Genomic DNA, 14,878 nt, shown 5'->3' with positions numbered 1-14,878 from the left:
ACGCGCACCCCTCGTCGAACGGCGTGTCGGATGACGTACCGAACGACCGTCCGACACAGGGCCGCCGGACGGTCCCACCCCCCACGGGAGAACCGCCCGGCGACGACTGAGTGACCCGGCCCCGACTCCCCTGCGTGCCGACGCACGTCACGGGACCGGGTCACGGTCCATGTGACCGAATTCCGTTGCGAGTTCGGCCCACCCGGGCCCGAGTGTGCCCTGCCTTCCTGAAGTTCCCCTGTGATTCGCGCCTGTCTCCCCCATGACCCACCGCACGCGAATCCGCAGGCCACGAAGGGCTAATACGGGCATTACGGGCGACAGTTGATGCCCCCGTGACGCAACCTTGGCAGAGTGACGGGTGGTGCGGCGATGATGTGCCGAGGCGGGTTCGCGCCGTGGCTGTTTCCCGCCATCACGGCCGGTTCACCACTACGGCCGGTTCCACCGCTACGGCGGATTCCGCCACCGCACACCCCACGGGGTCATGTCTTCGGGGAGGGACGACGGATGCTGGGAGCGATAGGCCTGGACGAGGCGCACGAGTCGGCGTACCGGGCACTGGTGTCCGTCGGCGCCGCGGACGTGCCCGATCTCGCCCGCCGGCTGACCATCGGGGAGTACGACACCGAGCGCGCCCTGCGCCGCCTGGAACGGCACGGACTCGCCGCCCAGTCCTCGGCCCGCCCCGGCCGCTGGGTCGCCGCCCCGCCCGGCGTCGCCCTCGGCGCGCTGCTCACCCAGCAACGCCACGAACTGGAGAAGGCCGAACTCGCCGCCGCCCTGCTCGCCGAGGAGTACCGGGCCACCGCCGCCGAACCCGCCGTACACGACCTGGTGGAGGTGGTGATCGGCGCCGCGGCCGTCACCCAGCGCTTCCTCCAGCTCCAGCTCGGCGCGACGGACGAGGTCTGCGCGCTGGTCACCGGGACCCCGGTCGCCGTCACCGGCATGGAGAACGACGCGGAGGAACAGGCCGCCGGCCGAGGCGTCCGCTACCGGGTCGTTCTCGAACGCGCGGTCCTCGACCAGCCGGACGGCATCACCGAACTGACCGCCGCACTCGGCCGCGACGAACAGGTACGGGTGGTCGACAAGGTCCCGACCAAACTGGTGGTCGCCGACCGCACCCTCGCGATGGTCCCGCTGACCTCGCACACCGCAGAGCCCGCCGCCCTCGTCGTCCACGCGAGCGGCCTGCTGGAACTGCTCTCCGGACTCTTCGAGTCGATCTGGCGGGACGCCCTCCCCCTGCGCCTGGGCCCGTCCGGCGCCACCGAACAGGACCCGGACGGCCCCGACGCCACCGACCTGGAGGTGCTGTCCCTGCTGCTGGCCGGACTGACCGACGCCAGCGTCGCGAAACAGCTCGACCTGGGCCTGCGGACGGTCCAGCGCCGGGTGAAACACCTGATGGAGCTGAGCGGCGTCACGACCCGGCTGCAACTGGGCTGGCACGCCTACGAACGGGGCTGGGTGGCCCGTGGCTGACCTGCGGTTTCACCCGGTATCCCGCAGGCTGGGCAGATGGGAGTGGGTGAACTCCTCCTGGTCGGCGTGGTCATCCTGCTCGGCCTGTGCGGAGTCTTGGTGCCCGGAGTGCCGGGGTCGTGGCTGGTGTGGGCCGCGGTCCTGTGGTGGGCGCTGAAGGACCCGCAGCCGGTGTCCTGGGGCGTCCTCGTGGGCGCGACGGTCGTCCTCTTCCTCTCCCAGGTGGTCCGCTGGGCCCTGCCGCCCCGCCGTCTGCGCGCGAGCGGCGCGACCCCCCGGATGGGCGTGTACGCCGGAGCCGGCGCGTTCCTCGGCTTCGTCCTGGTCCCCGTGCTCGGCGCGATCCCCGGCTTCATGGCCGGCATCTACCTCCACGAACGCCTGCGCCTGGGCCGCCACGGCGAGGCCATGGCCTCCCTCCGTACGGCGATGCGCTCCGGCGGCTCCAGCGTCCTGACCGAACTGTTCACCTGCCTGCTGATCATGGGCGCGTGGCTGGGCGCGGTGATCTGGGGCTGACCCTCAGCCGAGGGCCGTGAGGTCGACCGTGTCGGCAAGCGCCCGCATGCCCGCGTCGTTGAAGTGCAGATGGTCGCCGGAGTCGTAACCGGGCCGGATCCGCTGCGGCTGCTCCGGGTCGCGTACGGCGGCGTCGAAGTCCACGACCCCGTCGAAGGGCCCGCCGCCACGAAGGAAGACGTTGACCTTCTGCCGTACGGATTCGCGGGCCGCCGTGTACCCGCTGTTGCCGCCGTACGGCGTGAGGGTCGCCCCGATGACCCGGATGCCGTGCGCGTGGGCGCGGCTCACGAGGGTGCGGTAGGCGGTCTCGAAGGCGCCGGGGTCGGTGGCCGCCGGGGTGCCTTTGATGTCGTTGATGCCTTCGAGCACGATCAGCACGCGTACGCCCGACCGCGACAGGGCGTCCGCGTCGAGGCGGGACAAGGCACTCGGCCCTACGTCGTCGCGCAGCAGCCGGTTCCCGGAGATCCCGGCGTTGAGGACACCGAGGCGGCGGTACGACGGCAGGGCGCCGAGGCGTTCGGCGAGCCGGTCGGGCCAGCGGTGGTTGGCGTCGCGGGTGGAGCCGTTGCCGTCGGTGAGTGAGTCGCCGAGGGTGACGACACTGCCGGCCACGAGGGCGTCGAGGACGTCGACGCCGGTGACGTAGTACCAGGAGGTGGTGGTCGCCGTATACGCGGAGCCGTCGGTCTTGTCGGCCCAATTCCCTTGCGGGGCGAGGTAGTTGGTCTGTCCGGCCGCGCGGTGGTAGGTCGCCGGGCCGGAGTCGTCGGGGGTGTGGACCGTGACGAGCAGGTCGGCCCGGTCGGGCACGGCGAGCGGGACGGGATCGCTGACCAGGTCCTCGCCGGCCGGGATCGTGACCGTCCGGGCGCCGTCGAAGGTGGCGGCCCGCATCGACCCCGGCACGGCGTCCGGACCCGCCTCGCGCAGGGCGACGGTCACCGCGTCGAGACGGAGGGGCGCGGTACCGAGCCGGTTGCTGAGCCGGACCCGGGTCGCGCTGCCGCCGACGCTGAGGTGGACGACGTTGCGGAGGGAGGCGCCGGGCCGGGCCGGCGCGGTGCCGGAGGGGGCGGCCTCCCAGGTGCCGGTCCAGGTGCCGAACGGGTCGGGGGCCGAGGCCCTGGGAACGGGGGTGCCGGCCGTCGCCGCACCCGCCGTCCCCGTAGTCCCAACTCCCGCTCCCAGCACAAGTGTCAGCAGTCCTACGACGACCCGTCCGGCCCCGACCATGAGCGCTCCGCCTCTTCCCGCCGGCCACAAGGAAGGCGACCGTGGCACGCGGGAACGGGCGGACGGCGGAGCATCACCGGTGCCGGGCCCCACGTGACCTGTCCGGCGTAGGGCGTAGGACGGAAGGCGTGGGACCCGAGGCCGATGCGCGGGGCGGGCAGGCGTGTTTGGCTGCGGTCATGACCGAATTCACCGAGGCCGAACGCGCGTACCTGACGTCACAGCGCCTGGGCCGCCTGGCCACCGTCGACCCCCAGGGCCAGCCACAGGCGAACCCCGTCGGCTTCTTCCCGCAGGCCGACGGGACGATCCTGGTCGGCGGCTATGCGATGGGGACGACGAAGAAGTGGCGCAACCTCCAAAAGAACCCGAAGGTCGCACTGGTCGTGGACGACATCGTCAGCGTCAAGCCCTGGAAGGTACGGGGCATCGACATCCGCGGGGAGGCCGAACTCCTTGTCGGCCCCCACGAGTTGGGGCCGCACATGAGCGAGGAAGTGATCCGCGTCCATCCGCGGCGGATCCACAGCTGGGGGCTGGAGGGCTGACGGCGAGGCGTCTCACAGGCAGTCGGGCAGCACCTCGTTGAGGCGCTTGAAGCCCTGCGCCCACATACGGTCCAGCTCGGCGAAGTCCTCCTGGGTCAGAGGACTGTCCCTGCTGGACACGAGCGGTCTGCCCGTGTGGGACTCCAGTGGATTCCGGCTGAGGATGAGCTTGGTGACGATGTTCGTGGCGTCCCAGGTCCGCACGACACCGAGCCCGAAGTACTCGGAGAGCTCACCGTCGAACTGGGGGTAGATCTCCTCGAAGACATTGGCCTCCTCCCCGGCCTTGCGGCTCACTATGGTCAGCCGTTCATGTCGTACGAAGGCCTCCACCAGGTATTTCTGCGTGTGGCCGCTGTCCGTCTCGACGTCGATCTCCACCGCCAGGGACCCGACGTGGGCGCTGAGGTGAAACGGGTACTGCTCGTACTGCCAGACGTACTGGCCGCGCAGTTTGGTCAGGAAGTAGTGGTGCCACAGCTGCCGGGCCGAGGCCAGCCGGGCGTTCTCCGAACGCAGTGTGCTGGTCAGAGAGCTCTCCAGCACGTTCGTCAGGTGGCGGAGGGTCTCCCGGTCGGAGGCGCGGGCGACCATGATGCTGATGACGGCACCGACGATCCCTCCGCCGATCGCCGTGAGTACACCGGAGATCTCCTGGTTGGGCAGCGAGATCTTGCCGTGGCTGTCGACCGCGGCAGCGGCGAAGGCCACGCCGAATCCCGTGGTCACGACCCCCAGGGCCAGGATGAGCCAGGACCGCGCCTGCCCGTCCGCCCAGGTCCCGCTCTCTGTCGTGCCGTTTCTTCCCGACATGGCCGCATCCCCCCGAACCGGAACCGTCAGTCGAACACCAACGTCATGAGAACCCGGTCGCGTCCGGGTCCGTAGTAGTCCTTGACGAATCCGACGTCGCGGAATCCGCATGCTTCGTAGAGGTGGCGCGCCGGAGCGTTGTCCGGCCGCACCACAAGGTTCATACGACGGGCTCCGGTGGCCTTGGAACGCCGTAGCGCGTCGATCAGGAGGGCTCGGCCGAGGCCCTTTCCCTGGAATTCGGGAAAGACGCCGAGCGCCAGCAGGGAGGCGTGGTCCTCACCGGAGATGTGCACGGGCAGCGCATATCCTCTCAGCGCGCCGTCGTGCTCCAGCAGAATGAAATCACGGCGATGGATATCGAAGAGTTGCCTGAGGAACAGGTAGTCGTAACCCTCGGTCTCCCCGAACGCTTCGTGGTCCAGCCGGTACAGGTCGGGAAGATCCTTTTCCTCGGGGGCCCGGAACTGATCTTGCCCGCCGGTTGGCGTACCTGAGGGCAAAGGCTTGATCCTTCTCGCGAGAGTGCTGTACAGATCACCGTAAAGTAGCACCACGTCAAGGGAGTTGGTAGTACTCTCGTCCTCCAGGCTGGGCTGGCTCCGGGGAGACGTATGGCAGGCAACGCTGCGTACGACTGGGATTCTTTCGACTCAGGGGACTACCTGGAGCACAATTACGCGGATCTGCACGACGAGGACCGCAAAATCCTGAACATCGTGCGCGACTTCCTGTGCAGTCAGTCCTTCGATTCGAACACGCGGGGCGTCGACGTCGGCACCGGAACCAACCTCTACCCGGCGCTCGCGATGCTTCCGTTCTGCCGGGAGATAGACTTGCTGGAATTCTCCGAGGCCAACCGGATTTGGCTCGCCGATCAGCTCAACGACTATTCGGCGAACTGGGACAGCTACTGGAAAGTCTTGACCAAGCAGGATGTTTATCGGTCGGTCGAACGGCCTCGGGAGAGGCTGCGTCGGCACACCACCGTGCGGGAGTGGGACATCCTCGACTCGGTTCCGGAAGTGAAGTGGGACGTGGGCACCATGTTCTTCGTCGCCGAGTCGATCACCACGTTCCGCGAGGAATTCACCACAGCACTGGGCAAGTTCTGCGCCCTGCTGAAACCGGGCGCACCGTTCGCCATGACGTTCATGGAGAACTCCAAGGGCTACGAGGTGGGCGGCAAGCCCTTCCCCGCCCTCGGAATCGGGGTGGCCGACGTGCAGGACGAGATGGAGGAACTGGGCAACGGTCTGGGGTTCCACCATGTGAACATCGGCGCCCAGCCGCTCCGGGAGGGCTACAGCGGCATGATCCTCGCGCACGGGTACGTCAAGTAGCACAGCGATCACGTAGCACAGCGATGGGGGGCCGTACGCCGTGTTGATCCAGCCGCGCCGCGGACTGCTCAAGATCTGGCGCTCCGTCCTCAACTGCTCCCTCACGAACGGCTCTTGGGGCAGCCCCGGCCGCGACGGCGGCAATGCGATCAGCGACGCCGAGCAGCTCGTGTGCCTCCTCTATCCCGCTCTGAAGATCCCCGTCCTGAACTTCTCCGTGCCGGACGACACCGAGCCGGACGTGCTGAACACGCTCGCCCCGCTCGGTGACTTCGCCACCGCGCCCACGGCTCTCGCCGGGATCGTCAAGGACTACCTGGACAGGTACTCCGACGAGGGGCGGCCCGTGTTCCCGCCGGGCGGCCGGGTGTGCGCCCTCGATCCGGGGGCCGAACCCTCGCCGGAGCAGGGGAAGTTGGAGACGGTGGAGGCGTACTCCATGTCCGTGACCTTCGCCCTGTCCGCCCTGGCCTTCGTCAAGAGCTTCGCCAAGCAGGTCAGGGGCGAGGAACTCGCGGCGCAACTGCGCACCACCGAGGCCGCCCTGGACCGCCGGCTGACCCGGGCGATGCAGGGGCTGCTGGACAGTTTCGCCGTGGACGTGTTCTCCGAGGACTCCCCGAAAGGGGTCACGCTGCTGCGCACCATCGGCCAGCGGCGCCAGTCCCGGGACGTGCTCGTCGACCGGCTCCGCACCGAACTGCAGCCGATCCGGGCCGGGTTGCGGGGCCTGTCCCTGCCCGAGTCCGTCGGACGGCCGCTCGCCGACGAAGGGCTGCTGTTCCAGTGCGGCTGGGCCTGGGGGCCCGTGCGGTCCGCCGACGACGATCCGCTGCGGGTCGCGGAACCCGTGCCGGCGCTGTACTTCACGGTGACGGCGATGGACGGCATCGTCGACTTCTTCTCCCGCCAGACCCTCCTGCTCGGCCTGCTGAGCGACGACCAGCAGGCCCTGGCCCACGCGCTGCGGCTGCGCTGGGAACTGACGCAGAGCTACTGGACGGCGGTCGCCCGGTTCGGCGGCGACCGCTGGCCGCTGACCGACCCGCCCTGGCGGCCGACGGACCACCGGGGCGAGGAGTCGGACTACGCGACCCTCCAGGTCGCCTCCGTCGTCGTCCACAATCTGATGCGCCGGCACGGCGCCGACGACGTTACTCCGGTCGACGACCTGACGCCGCTGGCCGAGGTGCTGGAGGAGCTGGCGGCCCGCGGCGGCATCACCCGGCGGCCCCGGGCACACGCCGGCACGGTCGAACTCCACGACCCCGGCGAGCTGGTGCCGCTGCCCGGCAGCGAACGGCACGGGCCCGCCCTGGGGCTGCTGGTCTCGGACTACGCGCCCATGCTCCTCAAACGCATCCTCCAACTCGCCGGTCTCACCCCGGACCTGCGTCAGCGCGACCGACTCCTGTCCCTGGCCGACGAGTTGGTGGACCACCTGTGGCGTCGACGCCTGTCCGCGGGCCCCGCGACCGGCCTGTGGGACGCGCCGGAAGCGGTGTACGCGCACCGGGACAGGCCCTCCACCGCCCCGTCCTGGTATGTGACGGAACGGGTCGTCGAGGTTCTGGTCGTCGCGGCGACGACGGTGAACACACCGCTCGCCCGCAGCGCCCTGCTCACCGAGATCGTCGAGGAGTTGCTGCGCGACGCCGAACAGCTCTACGCGCAGGAAGTGATGCGACGCCCCGTCGGCCACTCGGCCGGCAACCCGCTGGACCGGGTGGAACCGGCCCTGCGCCGGGCCCGGGACATCGCGGACACCCGGCCCAGCGTCGCGGTGGCGCTCGCCATCGAGGTACTGCGCGAACTCGACGGTCTCGCGCTGGCGCGGGACCGCGCAGCGAGGGGAGGCTGACACCGGTGATCGTCTTCGCGACCTCCGACAAGGGCGGCACGGGCCGCTCCGTGACCTGCGCCAACATCGCCTACCGGCGTGCCCTGGCCGGCGACCGGGTCGCCTACGTCGACTTCGACTTCGGTTCGCCCACCGCCGCGACGGTCTTCGAACTCGGCTCCGCCGTAAGCCGGTTGAAGAAGGACACCGGCGTGCACGCCTATCTGCGCGGCCTGGTCGCGGAGCCGACGCGGCTGGACGTGCAGTCGCTCGCCGAGCGCGAGGTGCTGCGCCGTACGCTCCTCGACCCCGGGCGGCTGTGTCTGGTGCCCGGCGACCCGGGCGGCGGCGAGTTCCCCGTCGACGAGGGGGTGGTCCAGCGCTGCCGCGCCCTGTTCCGCAAGCTGGACGAGGAGTTCGACCTGACGCTGGTCGACCTCAGCGCCGGCCGGTCGTACGCCATCGACATCGCGCTGCGGGCCACCGCACCGCGGCGGTTCGACGGCGTCGTCACCCGCTGGCTGGTCTTCCACCGCTGGACGCGCCAGCACCTGGAGGCGACGGCGGCCCTGGTCCGGCACGACCACGGCATCCTGCGGGTCGGCGCCCAATGGGGGCACGACGCCGAGGAGTTGGCCCGGCGGATCAGATACGTGCGGGCAGCCGTGCCCGACGCGTCGAGAACCGGGCTGCGCGACGCACAGGCGGAGTGGCTGAGGTCGTTCGACACCGAACTCACCCGCCGGTCGGGCCAGTTGGGCCTCGGGCGAACGGCCACGCTGGGCACCGTACCCCTGGACCCCGTCCTGCAGTGGAGCGAACAGCTCATCACCGACGAGGACGTGGTGATGCCGTCGATCGCCAATCCGGAGACGGTCGGCGCGTTCACGGAACTCGCGGACGCGCTGACCGACGACAGCAAGTGGGAGACGCTGTGACCGCCGGCGCCCAGGGGAACGAGGACGCGTGGACGTACCGGGAGGCAGCCGCCGACCACCTCACCCGAGCCGTCCCCTACTCCCAACTCTCCGTGGAACTCGGGCACTTGTACATGGAGGACTTCGCCGCCGGCCCGGAACGGCTGCGCGACCACTTCGCGCGGATCGCGCCCTGGGTGGCCACGGCCCGGTCGCTCGCCGGGCCGAAGCGGCGGATCAGCACCTGTTTCCTGATCGACGACTACTTCACCCGGTTCTCCTCGCCCGCCGAGGTGATTCCGATGGTGACGCGGGCCGCCACCAAGGCGGGGCTGCGGATCGACTACCTGGCCCTCGAATCCGGCTGCGCCGAGGCCGGCGGCGTGGACATCGCCCGGCTGCTGCTGGCCAGGCTGGTGGCCGAACCGCCCGTCGGCAGCAACGGCGCCCGGCCGCCCATGGAGGAGAACGGCTGGCTGTGCAACGGCGTGCGCTCGCCGTCCGACGTGACACCGTCGGCCATGTCCACGGACACGGACTGGCGGCCGCCACTGGAACTCGGCGCCCGCCGGCACTCCGTGTTCCTCGACGCGCAGCTGTGGTCGGTCGAGGAGGACGGGTCCCGCCTCTGGTCGTGTCCGTTCCTGGCCGCCGTATGGCAGATGCTGCGGCTGGGGCTGCTCAGGGACCGGGGCGAGGTGGTCCTGCCCGCGCAGCCGTGGGACGAGGAGGAGGCGTTCCCCGACGACTGGGCGCGACTGAGCCCGCTGGTGCGGCTCAATCCGCAGGCCACGCCGTTCTGCGCGTACCGCACGTTCTCCGTGCTCGACAGCCGGTTCCTGCCGGTCGAGCATGCCGTGCGGGTGATCCTTGAGCACACGGCCGCCGACCCCGAGGCCCTGCGGCAGGTCGCCGAACGCAGTAAGAAGGAAGGCCTCGACGTGCCGTCCGAGCTGACCCAGCGGGTGCTCTACGCGTTCGCCACCACGGGCACCCGGGGCGGCGCCCCGTGACCGGCGGGTTCGCCATGGTCGGCGAGATCCGCACCGTGCTCCTGACGAACGCGCGGGCCCTGCCGCCGCAGACGGTCGCGGCGCTGCTGGATCTGGTGCCGGGCGCACCGGTCCGCGTACGGGAACGGCCTCTTCGGCGGGCGCTGTCGCCGGATCTGCTGCACGGCGTGGACTGTCCGCTGATCACCCGGCCCGGGGCCCGGGTGAACTCGGTCGGCACGCTGGCCGCGCGCGCCGTGGTGACCGGGGGCCGGGTGGCCCAGGGCTCGGCCCGCGCCGTGCTCGACGTCGGAGGTGAGCGCCGGCTGCCGTGGAGCCACTACATGGCGCGGCCGGGCATCGTCGAACTGAACGGCAGGGCCGCCCCGTCGGACGTCGCCGCGCGCTTCCCGGCCGGCCGCGACCCCGACAGCCTGGACCCGGGAGCGGTGGGCGAGGCGCTGCTCGACCGGCTCCGGGACTCCCCGCTCCTCGACCGCCGGCCCCCGCTGCGCGCGCGCCGCACCCGGCTCCGCTGGTCCGCGACGGTGGGCGCGGACCGCTTCAGCGGCGCGTTCACCCTCGCCGACCAGGAAGTACGGACGCTACGGCTCACCCTCACGTCGACGGACACGACCCCCGACCAACTGGTGTCCCTGTGCGAGGACTTGGCCCTGCACGACTGGCTGCTCACCACGGTGAGCCGCGTGGTCGAGCACGACCGCGGCCGACTCGACGACCTGCGCACCACCGTCGAGCAGTTGCTGCACCTGTGGCTGCCCGGCATCGACCTCCCTCCCGAACTCCTCGCCGTCTGGGAGGGCTTGGAGAGAGCGCCGGGACTGTCCCGCCAATGGCATGCTCAAGTGGAGCGCATCCGGCACCGGTTGACCTTGCGCGCACTGAACTCGCCGCAGTCGCCCGCCTAGTTCGGCACGGCCGGCGAGCCCTCCAGGGTCAGCAGCCGCACCTTGCGGTCGAGCCCGCCCGCATACCCCGTCAGTGACCCGTCGGCCCCGATCACCCGATGACAGGGCCGCACGACCAGCAACGGATTGGCGCCGATCGCCCCGCCCACGGCCCGGACGGCGGCCCGGGGCGCGCCGATCCGCGTCGCGATCTCGCCGTACGTCGTCGTCGCGCCGTAGGGGACGGAGTCGAGGGCGGTCCACACGCGTTCACGGAAGTCGGTGCCGGAGGTGCGGAACTCCAGCTGGAATTCCTTGAGTTCACCGGCGAAGTAGGCGGCGAGCTGTTCGGCGGCGGCACGGAAGGGCCCGGGGTCCTGGCGCCAGCCCGGCTGGACGGTACGGCCGCCCTTCTGCCCGGGGACGGACAGGGAGGTGAGGGCTCCGAACTCGTCGGCGGTGAGGAGGAGTTGACCCAGGGGGCTGTCGAAGGTCGTCCAGCGAGTGACCGTCGGATCGGTCGTCGACGCGGTCGTCGTGGCGGTCATCGTGACTCCAACTCCCCTGCCGTGCGCAGGTGTTGTACGTGCTGTACCTGTTCTGCACGTTCCATGTGCTGTACGGCGTAGGAACGCCAAGGGCGCCAGGCGTCCGGCACGTCGATGCCGGGCGGTGCCACATCGGGGTCGCCCAGGGCGCGGGTGCGGATGACGGCGACGGTCGCGGCGTCCATGCCGGGCAGCGCGAGGAGGGCCCGCTCGGCGTCGTCGCGGTCGGCGCCGGCGTCGAGTCGTACGGTGCCGTCGGCCAGGGCGGTGGCGAGGGCGGCCAGGGGGTCGCCGGGTGCGGCCTCCGCCAGTGCGGACGGCTCGGGGAAGAGATGCGTGAGGCCGCCGGACGGGGCGTCCAGCGTCTTGCCGTACCGCCGCACCAGCCGCTCGGCCTCCGCCCGCCCGACCAGCGCCCGTACGGCGAGTTCCTCGGGATCGGCGGCGCCGGGTGAGCGCAGGCCGGGGCGGGCGGCGACGAGCGGGGCGAGCCGGGGGTCGTCGCCGAGCCGTTCGTCGACGGCGTACGGGTCGGCGTCGAGGTCGAGGAGCCGTCGTAGGCGCTGGACGGCGGTGGTCAGGTCGCGGTGGTCGGTGAGGTGCAGACGGGCGTCGAGCCAGCCGCCGGGGTGGGCGAGGGACGCGGCCTTCAGGGTGCCGGGGCGTTCGTCGACGGCGACGATTCCGGTGCCGTACGGAAGGCGGAGGGTGCGGCGGTAGGTGCGGCGGCCGGGGGTGCCGACGATCTCCTCTATGCCGGGGACAGCCTCGCGGGCGAGCAGGTCGAAGACGGCGGCGGACTGGTACGGGCCCCGGTGGGCGAGCCGCAGCGGGATGCCGGCGGAGGGGCCGGTGTCCTGCGCCGGGGCCTTGGGCGCGCTGGGCGTGTTGGCCGTGCGCAGCTCGCTCGGGGTCGACGCGTACACGGCGCGGATCGTGTCGTTGAACTGCCGCAGACTGCCGAACCCGGCGGCGAACGCGACCTCCGTGATCGGCAGGTCGGTGGTCTGCACGAGGACGCGTGCGGTGTGCGCCCGTTGGGCCCGGGCGAGGGCGACCGGTCCCGCGCCGAGTTCGGCGGTGAGCTGCCGCTGGACCTGCCGTGCGCTGTAGCCGAGCCGTACGGCGAGCCCGGCGACGCCCTCGCGGTCCACGACGCCGTCGCCGATCAGCCGCATCGCGCGGCCCACGACGTCGGCGCGCGCGTTCCACTCGGCTGACCCCGGCACGGCGTCCGGACGGCACCGCCGGCAGGCCCGGAAGCCCGAGCCCTGCGCGGCGGCGGCCGTCGCGAAGAACCGCACGTTGCGCCGCTTCGGCGTCACGGCCGGGCAACTGGGGCGGCAGTAGATCCCGGTCGTGGCGACCCCGAAGAAGAACTCGCCGTCGAACCGGGCGTCCCGGCTCCGCACGGCTTCGTACCTGGTGTCCTCGTCCATCACGCTGTCCAGTCTCCGCCATCCCCGGGGGTGGGGCTGGCGGAAATCGGACGGGGTGTTGTGCCGCGCGCGCGACGAGGTGCCGTATCCGTGGCAGGCGTGTCGGAGGTGACCGGGGTGATCAGACCCCGCGCCCCCGCTTCGCCTCCATGGCCGCCTTGCCCTCCGCCCCCTTCCGCTTCCAGTCGCGGCGGAGTTCGGCGCGGGCCCGGGCGTCGGTCTTGGCGACGATCCACTGGTTCTCGCGCATGAGCTTGCGGTAACTGTCGAGCCGGCGTTCGGAAAGTTCACCGGAGTCGAGGGCGGCGAGGACGGCACAGCCCGGTTCGGCGGTGTGGGCGCAGTCGTGGAACCGGCACCGCCCCGCCAGCTCCTCGATCTCGGCGAAGACCTGCCCGACCCCGGTTTCCGCGTCCCACAACCCCACCCCGCGCAGTCCGGGGGTGTCGATCAGCACCCCGCCGCCGGGCAGGACGAGCAGGTTGCGCGTGGTGGTCGTATGACGCCCCTTGCCGTCGACGTCACGCGTCGCCTGGACATCCATCACGTCCTCGCCGAGCAACGCGTTCGCGAGTGTCGACTTGCCCGCACCGGACTGCCCGAGCAGCACGGACGTACCGCCGGCGGCGATCGCGGCGAGCACGTCGATCCCGTCCCCGGTCGCGGCGCTGACGCTCAGCACGGGCACGCCGGGCGCGGTCTTCTCCACGTCCTGGACGAGATACGACAGCGTCACCGCGTCCGGCACGAGATCGGCCTTGGTCAGCACGACCACGGGCCGGGCACCGGACTCCCAGGCGAGCGCGAGAAACCGTTCGATACGGCCGAGGTCGAGATCCCCGGTCAGCGGTACGGCGACGATCGCGTGGTCGACATTGGCCGCGAGGATCTGCCCCTCGGACCGCTTGGAGGAGGTGGAGCGCACGAAGGCGGTACGGCGTGGCAGATACGTCCGTACGTAGCGCGGGGTGCCGTCAGGTTCGACGGCGACCCAGTCGCCGGTGCAGACGACGCGCAGCGGGTCGTTCGGGGTGACGAACGCCGTGTCGGCGCGCAGCGTCCCGTCGGCGGTGACGACGTCGCACTGCCCGCGGTCGACCCGGACCACCCGGCCGGCCAGCAGTCCTTCGGCGTCGTGGCGGGCGAACTCATCCGCCCATGCGTCGTCCCAGCCGTAGCGGGCGAGCGCGAGAAAAGCAGAACTGGAAGTCAAGGGAGACCCTTCACAGGGTGGCCCCGGCGCGCGCACTCGGGCGCGCTGGAAGAGGAAGGTCAGCCGGTGGCCACGGAGGTGGACTTGATGCACTTCTGAACGCGGGCAAGGCCCATCACAGAGACAGCCATCGGTCACACCTCCCACAACACAAGCCAAGTCACCGGCGACACCTCGGGGGTAGCCGCTCCAACACCACGGATCATAGAAGGCACAGGGCGACCGAGCCACCGAATTACGGCGACCGATGATCTCGTCCACCGGCCGGTGACGTCACGGTGCGACCGACCGCCACTACCATCACCGCTACACGCGGCGCGCGGGCAAGATCGACAGACGGTACGGCGGAGCGACCATGGTTTACGGGCTGTATGGGGAGTACCGCTCCTACCGGCAGCAGGGACGGCGGCGGTGGCTGCGGTGATCGAGAACTACGGGGGAATCCTGCGCGCCGTCGAGACCCGCCTGACCACCTGGACGTTCCTCGTCTCCGAACGAGGGGATCGACGGGAGGCGGCGACCGCGGCCGCCGAAGCCGACGAGGCGGTGGCGGGTCTGCTCCGGCTTCGGCCGGGAAAGATCCAGCGGAAGGCCGAGAACGGCGTGTGGTCCCCGGCTTCCGACGTGCTGGCGTTCCGCTCGTGGCTGTGGTTCGTGATCGCGGTCCTGCTCGGAGTCGGAAGTCTGCTGCTGATCCCGGACGGCGGCGCCCCCGCAGGGCGGTACGTGCGGATCGCGTTCTCTGTGGTCCCCGCGGTGCCCAGCGCGTTGTTCGTGTCACGCCAGCTGAGTCACGTGCTGGCCGAACGAGCCCTACGAACCGGGACGGCTGAACAGAGCACCCTGACCTGGATCGGCCGTTGGCTCGGCGCAGGCACTGTGCTCGTCCTCACGGTGGGAATGTGGGCGCTCTGGATGACGATCCTCGTCCTCTAGTCCCGCCCACCGGGAAGAGCGACGGCACCCTCCGCCCCCCCCGTTATGTTTTCTGCGGTCCTGCAAGAGGGCCGCTGGCCTCCGGGCCCGGCATGGCTGTTCCCCCCTGTCGAACCGATGACCTGGGGGGTG

Annotated in this window: 15 protein-coding genes; 9 read left to right on the top strand and 6 right to left on the bottom strand. The window is 71.0% G+C overall.

What is annotated here, in order from left to right; genetic code table 11:
- The first annotated feature begins 510 nt into the window (after positions 1-510).
- Together ACIBK4_RS26765 and ACIBK4_RS26760 are read left to right on the top strand one after the other, a co-directional pair.
- On the top strand, positions 511-1,491 hold the full coding sequence (locus ACIBK4_RS26765; protein ID WP_398998323.1) for a helix-turn-helix domain-containing protein: 981 nt from the start codon (positions 511-513) through the stop codon (positions 1,489-1,491).
- Positions 1,492-1,527: 36 nt separating this feature from the next.
- Positions 1,528-2,010: a DUF456 domain-containing protein gene (locus ACIBK4_RS26760; protein ID WP_398998321.1), complete on the top strand. Its 483-nt coding sequence runs from the start codon at positions 1,528-1,530 to the stop codon at positions 2,008-2,010.
- 3 nt (positions 2,011-2,013) lie between these two features.
- Here ACIBK4_RS26760 and ACIBK4_RS26755 read toward each other — a convergent pair whose 3' ends face one another.
- Positions 2,014-3,249 (bottom strand): SGNH/GDSL hydrolase family protein, encoded by a 1,236-nt coding sequence (locus ACIBK4_RS26755; RefSeq protein WP_398998319.1) that lies wholly within the window; start codon positions 3,247-3,249, stop codon positions 2,014-2,016.
- A gap of 179 nt (positions 3,250-3,428) precedes the next feature.
- Here ACIBK4_RS26755 and ACIBK4_RS26750 point away from each other — a divergent pair, with 179 nt between their 5' ends.
- Positions 3,429-3,797 (top strand): PPOX class F420-dependent oxidoreductase, encoded by a 369-nt coding sequence (locus tag ACIBK4_RS26750; protein WP_398998317.1) that lies wholly within the window; start codon positions 3,429-3,431, stop codon positions 3,795-3,797.
- 12 nt (positions 3,798-3,809) lie between these two features.
- Here the strand turns inward: ACIBK4_RS26750 and ACIBK4_RS26745 are convergent, their stop codons facing one another.
- Both ACIBK4_RS26745 and ACIBK4_RS26740 read right to left on the bottom strand, forming a co-directional pair.
- The gene (locus tag ACIBK4_RS26745) at positions 3,810-4,610 is read right to left on the bottom strand and encodes a hypothetical protein (protein WP_398998315.1); all 801 of its coding nucleotides are present in this window, start codon (positions 4,608-4,610) and stop codon (positions 3,810-3,812) included.
- Positions 4,611-4,636: 26 nt separating this feature from the next.
- On the bottom strand, positions 4,637-5,167 hold the full coding sequence (locus ACIBK4_RS26740; protein ID WP_398998312.1) for a GNAT family N-acetyltransferase: 531 nt from the start codon (positions 5,165-5,167) through the stop codon (positions 4,637-4,639).
- Positions 5,168-5,224: 57 nt separating this feature from the next.
- Between ACIBK4_RS26740 and ACIBK4_RS26735 the strand changes: the two genes are divergently transcribed.
- From ACIBK4_RS26735 to ACIBK4_RS26715, 5 genes are read left to right on the top strand one after another with little or no spacing between them, the layout of a single operon-like run.
- Entirely contained in the window at positions 5,225-5,953 is a 729-nt protein-coding gene (locus ACIBK4_RS26735; RefSeq protein ID WP_398998310.1) for an SCO2525 family SAM-dependent methyltransferase, read from the top strand.
- A gap of 40 nt (positions 5,954-5,993) precedes the next feature.
- Complete coding sequence (locus ACIBK4_RS26730; RefSeq protein ID WP_398998308.1) at positions 5,994-7,814, top strand: SCO2524 family protein; 1,821 nt, start codon at positions 5,994-5,996, stop codon at positions 7,812-7,814.
- 5 nt (positions 7,815-7,819) lie between these two features.
- On the top strand, positions 7,820-8,731 hold the full coding sequence (locus ACIBK4_RS26725; RefSeq protein ID WP_398998306.1) for an SCO2523 family variant P-loop protein: 912 nt from the start codon (positions 7,820-7,822) through the stop codon (positions 8,729-8,731).
- The gene (locus ACIBK4_RS26720; protein ID WP_398998304.1) at positions 8,728-9,723 is read left to right on the top strand and encodes an SCO2522 family protein; all 996 of its coding nucleotides are present in this window, start codon (positions 8,728-8,730) and stop codon (positions 9,721-9,723) included. Before ACIBK4_RS26725 ends, ACIBK4_RS26720 begins: the two co-directional genes overlap by 4 nt.
- The gene (locus ACIBK4_RS26715) at positions 9,720-10,631 is read left to right on the top strand and encodes an SCO2521 family protein (protein WP_398998302.1); all 912 of its coding nucleotides are present in this window, start codon (positions 9,720-9,722) and stop codon (positions 10,629-10,631) included. Before ACIBK4_RS26720 ends, ACIBK4_RS26715 begins: the two co-directional genes overlap by 4 nt.
- Here the strand turns inward: ACIBK4_RS26715 and ACIBK4_RS26710 are convergent.
- The 3 genes from ACIBK4_RS26710 to rsgA all read right to left on the bottom strand — a co-directional run bounded on the left by ACIBK4_RS26710 (position 10,628) and on the right by rsgA (position 13,810).
- The gene (locus ACIBK4_RS26710) at positions 10,628-11,158 is read right to left on the bottom strand and encodes a methylated-DNA--[protein]-cysteine S-methyltransferase (protein WP_398998300.1); all 531 of its coding nucleotides are present in this window, start codon (positions 11,156-11,158) and stop codon (positions 10,628-10,630) included. The two genes, ACIBK4_RS26715 and ACIBK4_RS26710, sit on opposite strands and share 4 nt — an antisense overlap.
- Positions 11,155-12,597 carry a DNA-3-methyladenine glycosylase 2 family protein gene (locus ACIBK4_RS26705; protein ID WP_398999192.1) on the bottom strand — a complete coding sequence of 481 codons (1,443 nt, stop codon included), beginning with the start codon at positions 12,595-12,597 and terminating at the stop codon, positions 11,155-11,157. The genes ACIBK4_RS26710 and ACIBK4_RS26705 overlap by 4 nt, the downstream gene beginning before the upstream one ends.
- A 121-nt stretch (positions 12,598-12,718) precedes the next feature.
- The gene (gene rsgA, locus ACIBK4_RS26700; protein ID WP_398998298.1) at positions 12,719-13,810 is read right to left on the bottom strand and encodes a ribosome small subunit-dependent GTPase A; all 1,092 of its coding nucleotides are present in this window, start codon (positions 13,808-13,810) and stop codon (positions 12,719-12,721) included.
- Positions 13,811-14,221: 411 nt separating this feature from the next.
- Here rsgA and ACIBK4_RS26695 point away from each other — a divergent pair, with 411 nt between their 5' ends.
- Positions 14,222-14,746 (top strand): hypothetical protein, encoded by a 525-nt coding sequence (locus ACIBK4_RS26695; RefSeq protein WP_398998296.1) that lies wholly within the window; start codon positions 14,222-14,224, stop codon positions 14,744-14,746.
- Positions 14,747-14,878: the final 132 nt, after the last annotated feature.

This window comes from Streptomyces sp. NPDC050528, from assembly GCF_044457795.1.
Taxonomy (GTDB): Bacteria; Actinomycetota; Actinomycetes; order Streptomycetales; family Streptomycetaceae; genus Streptomyces.
This window is presented reverse-complemented; position numbering and strand designations above follow the sequence as displayed.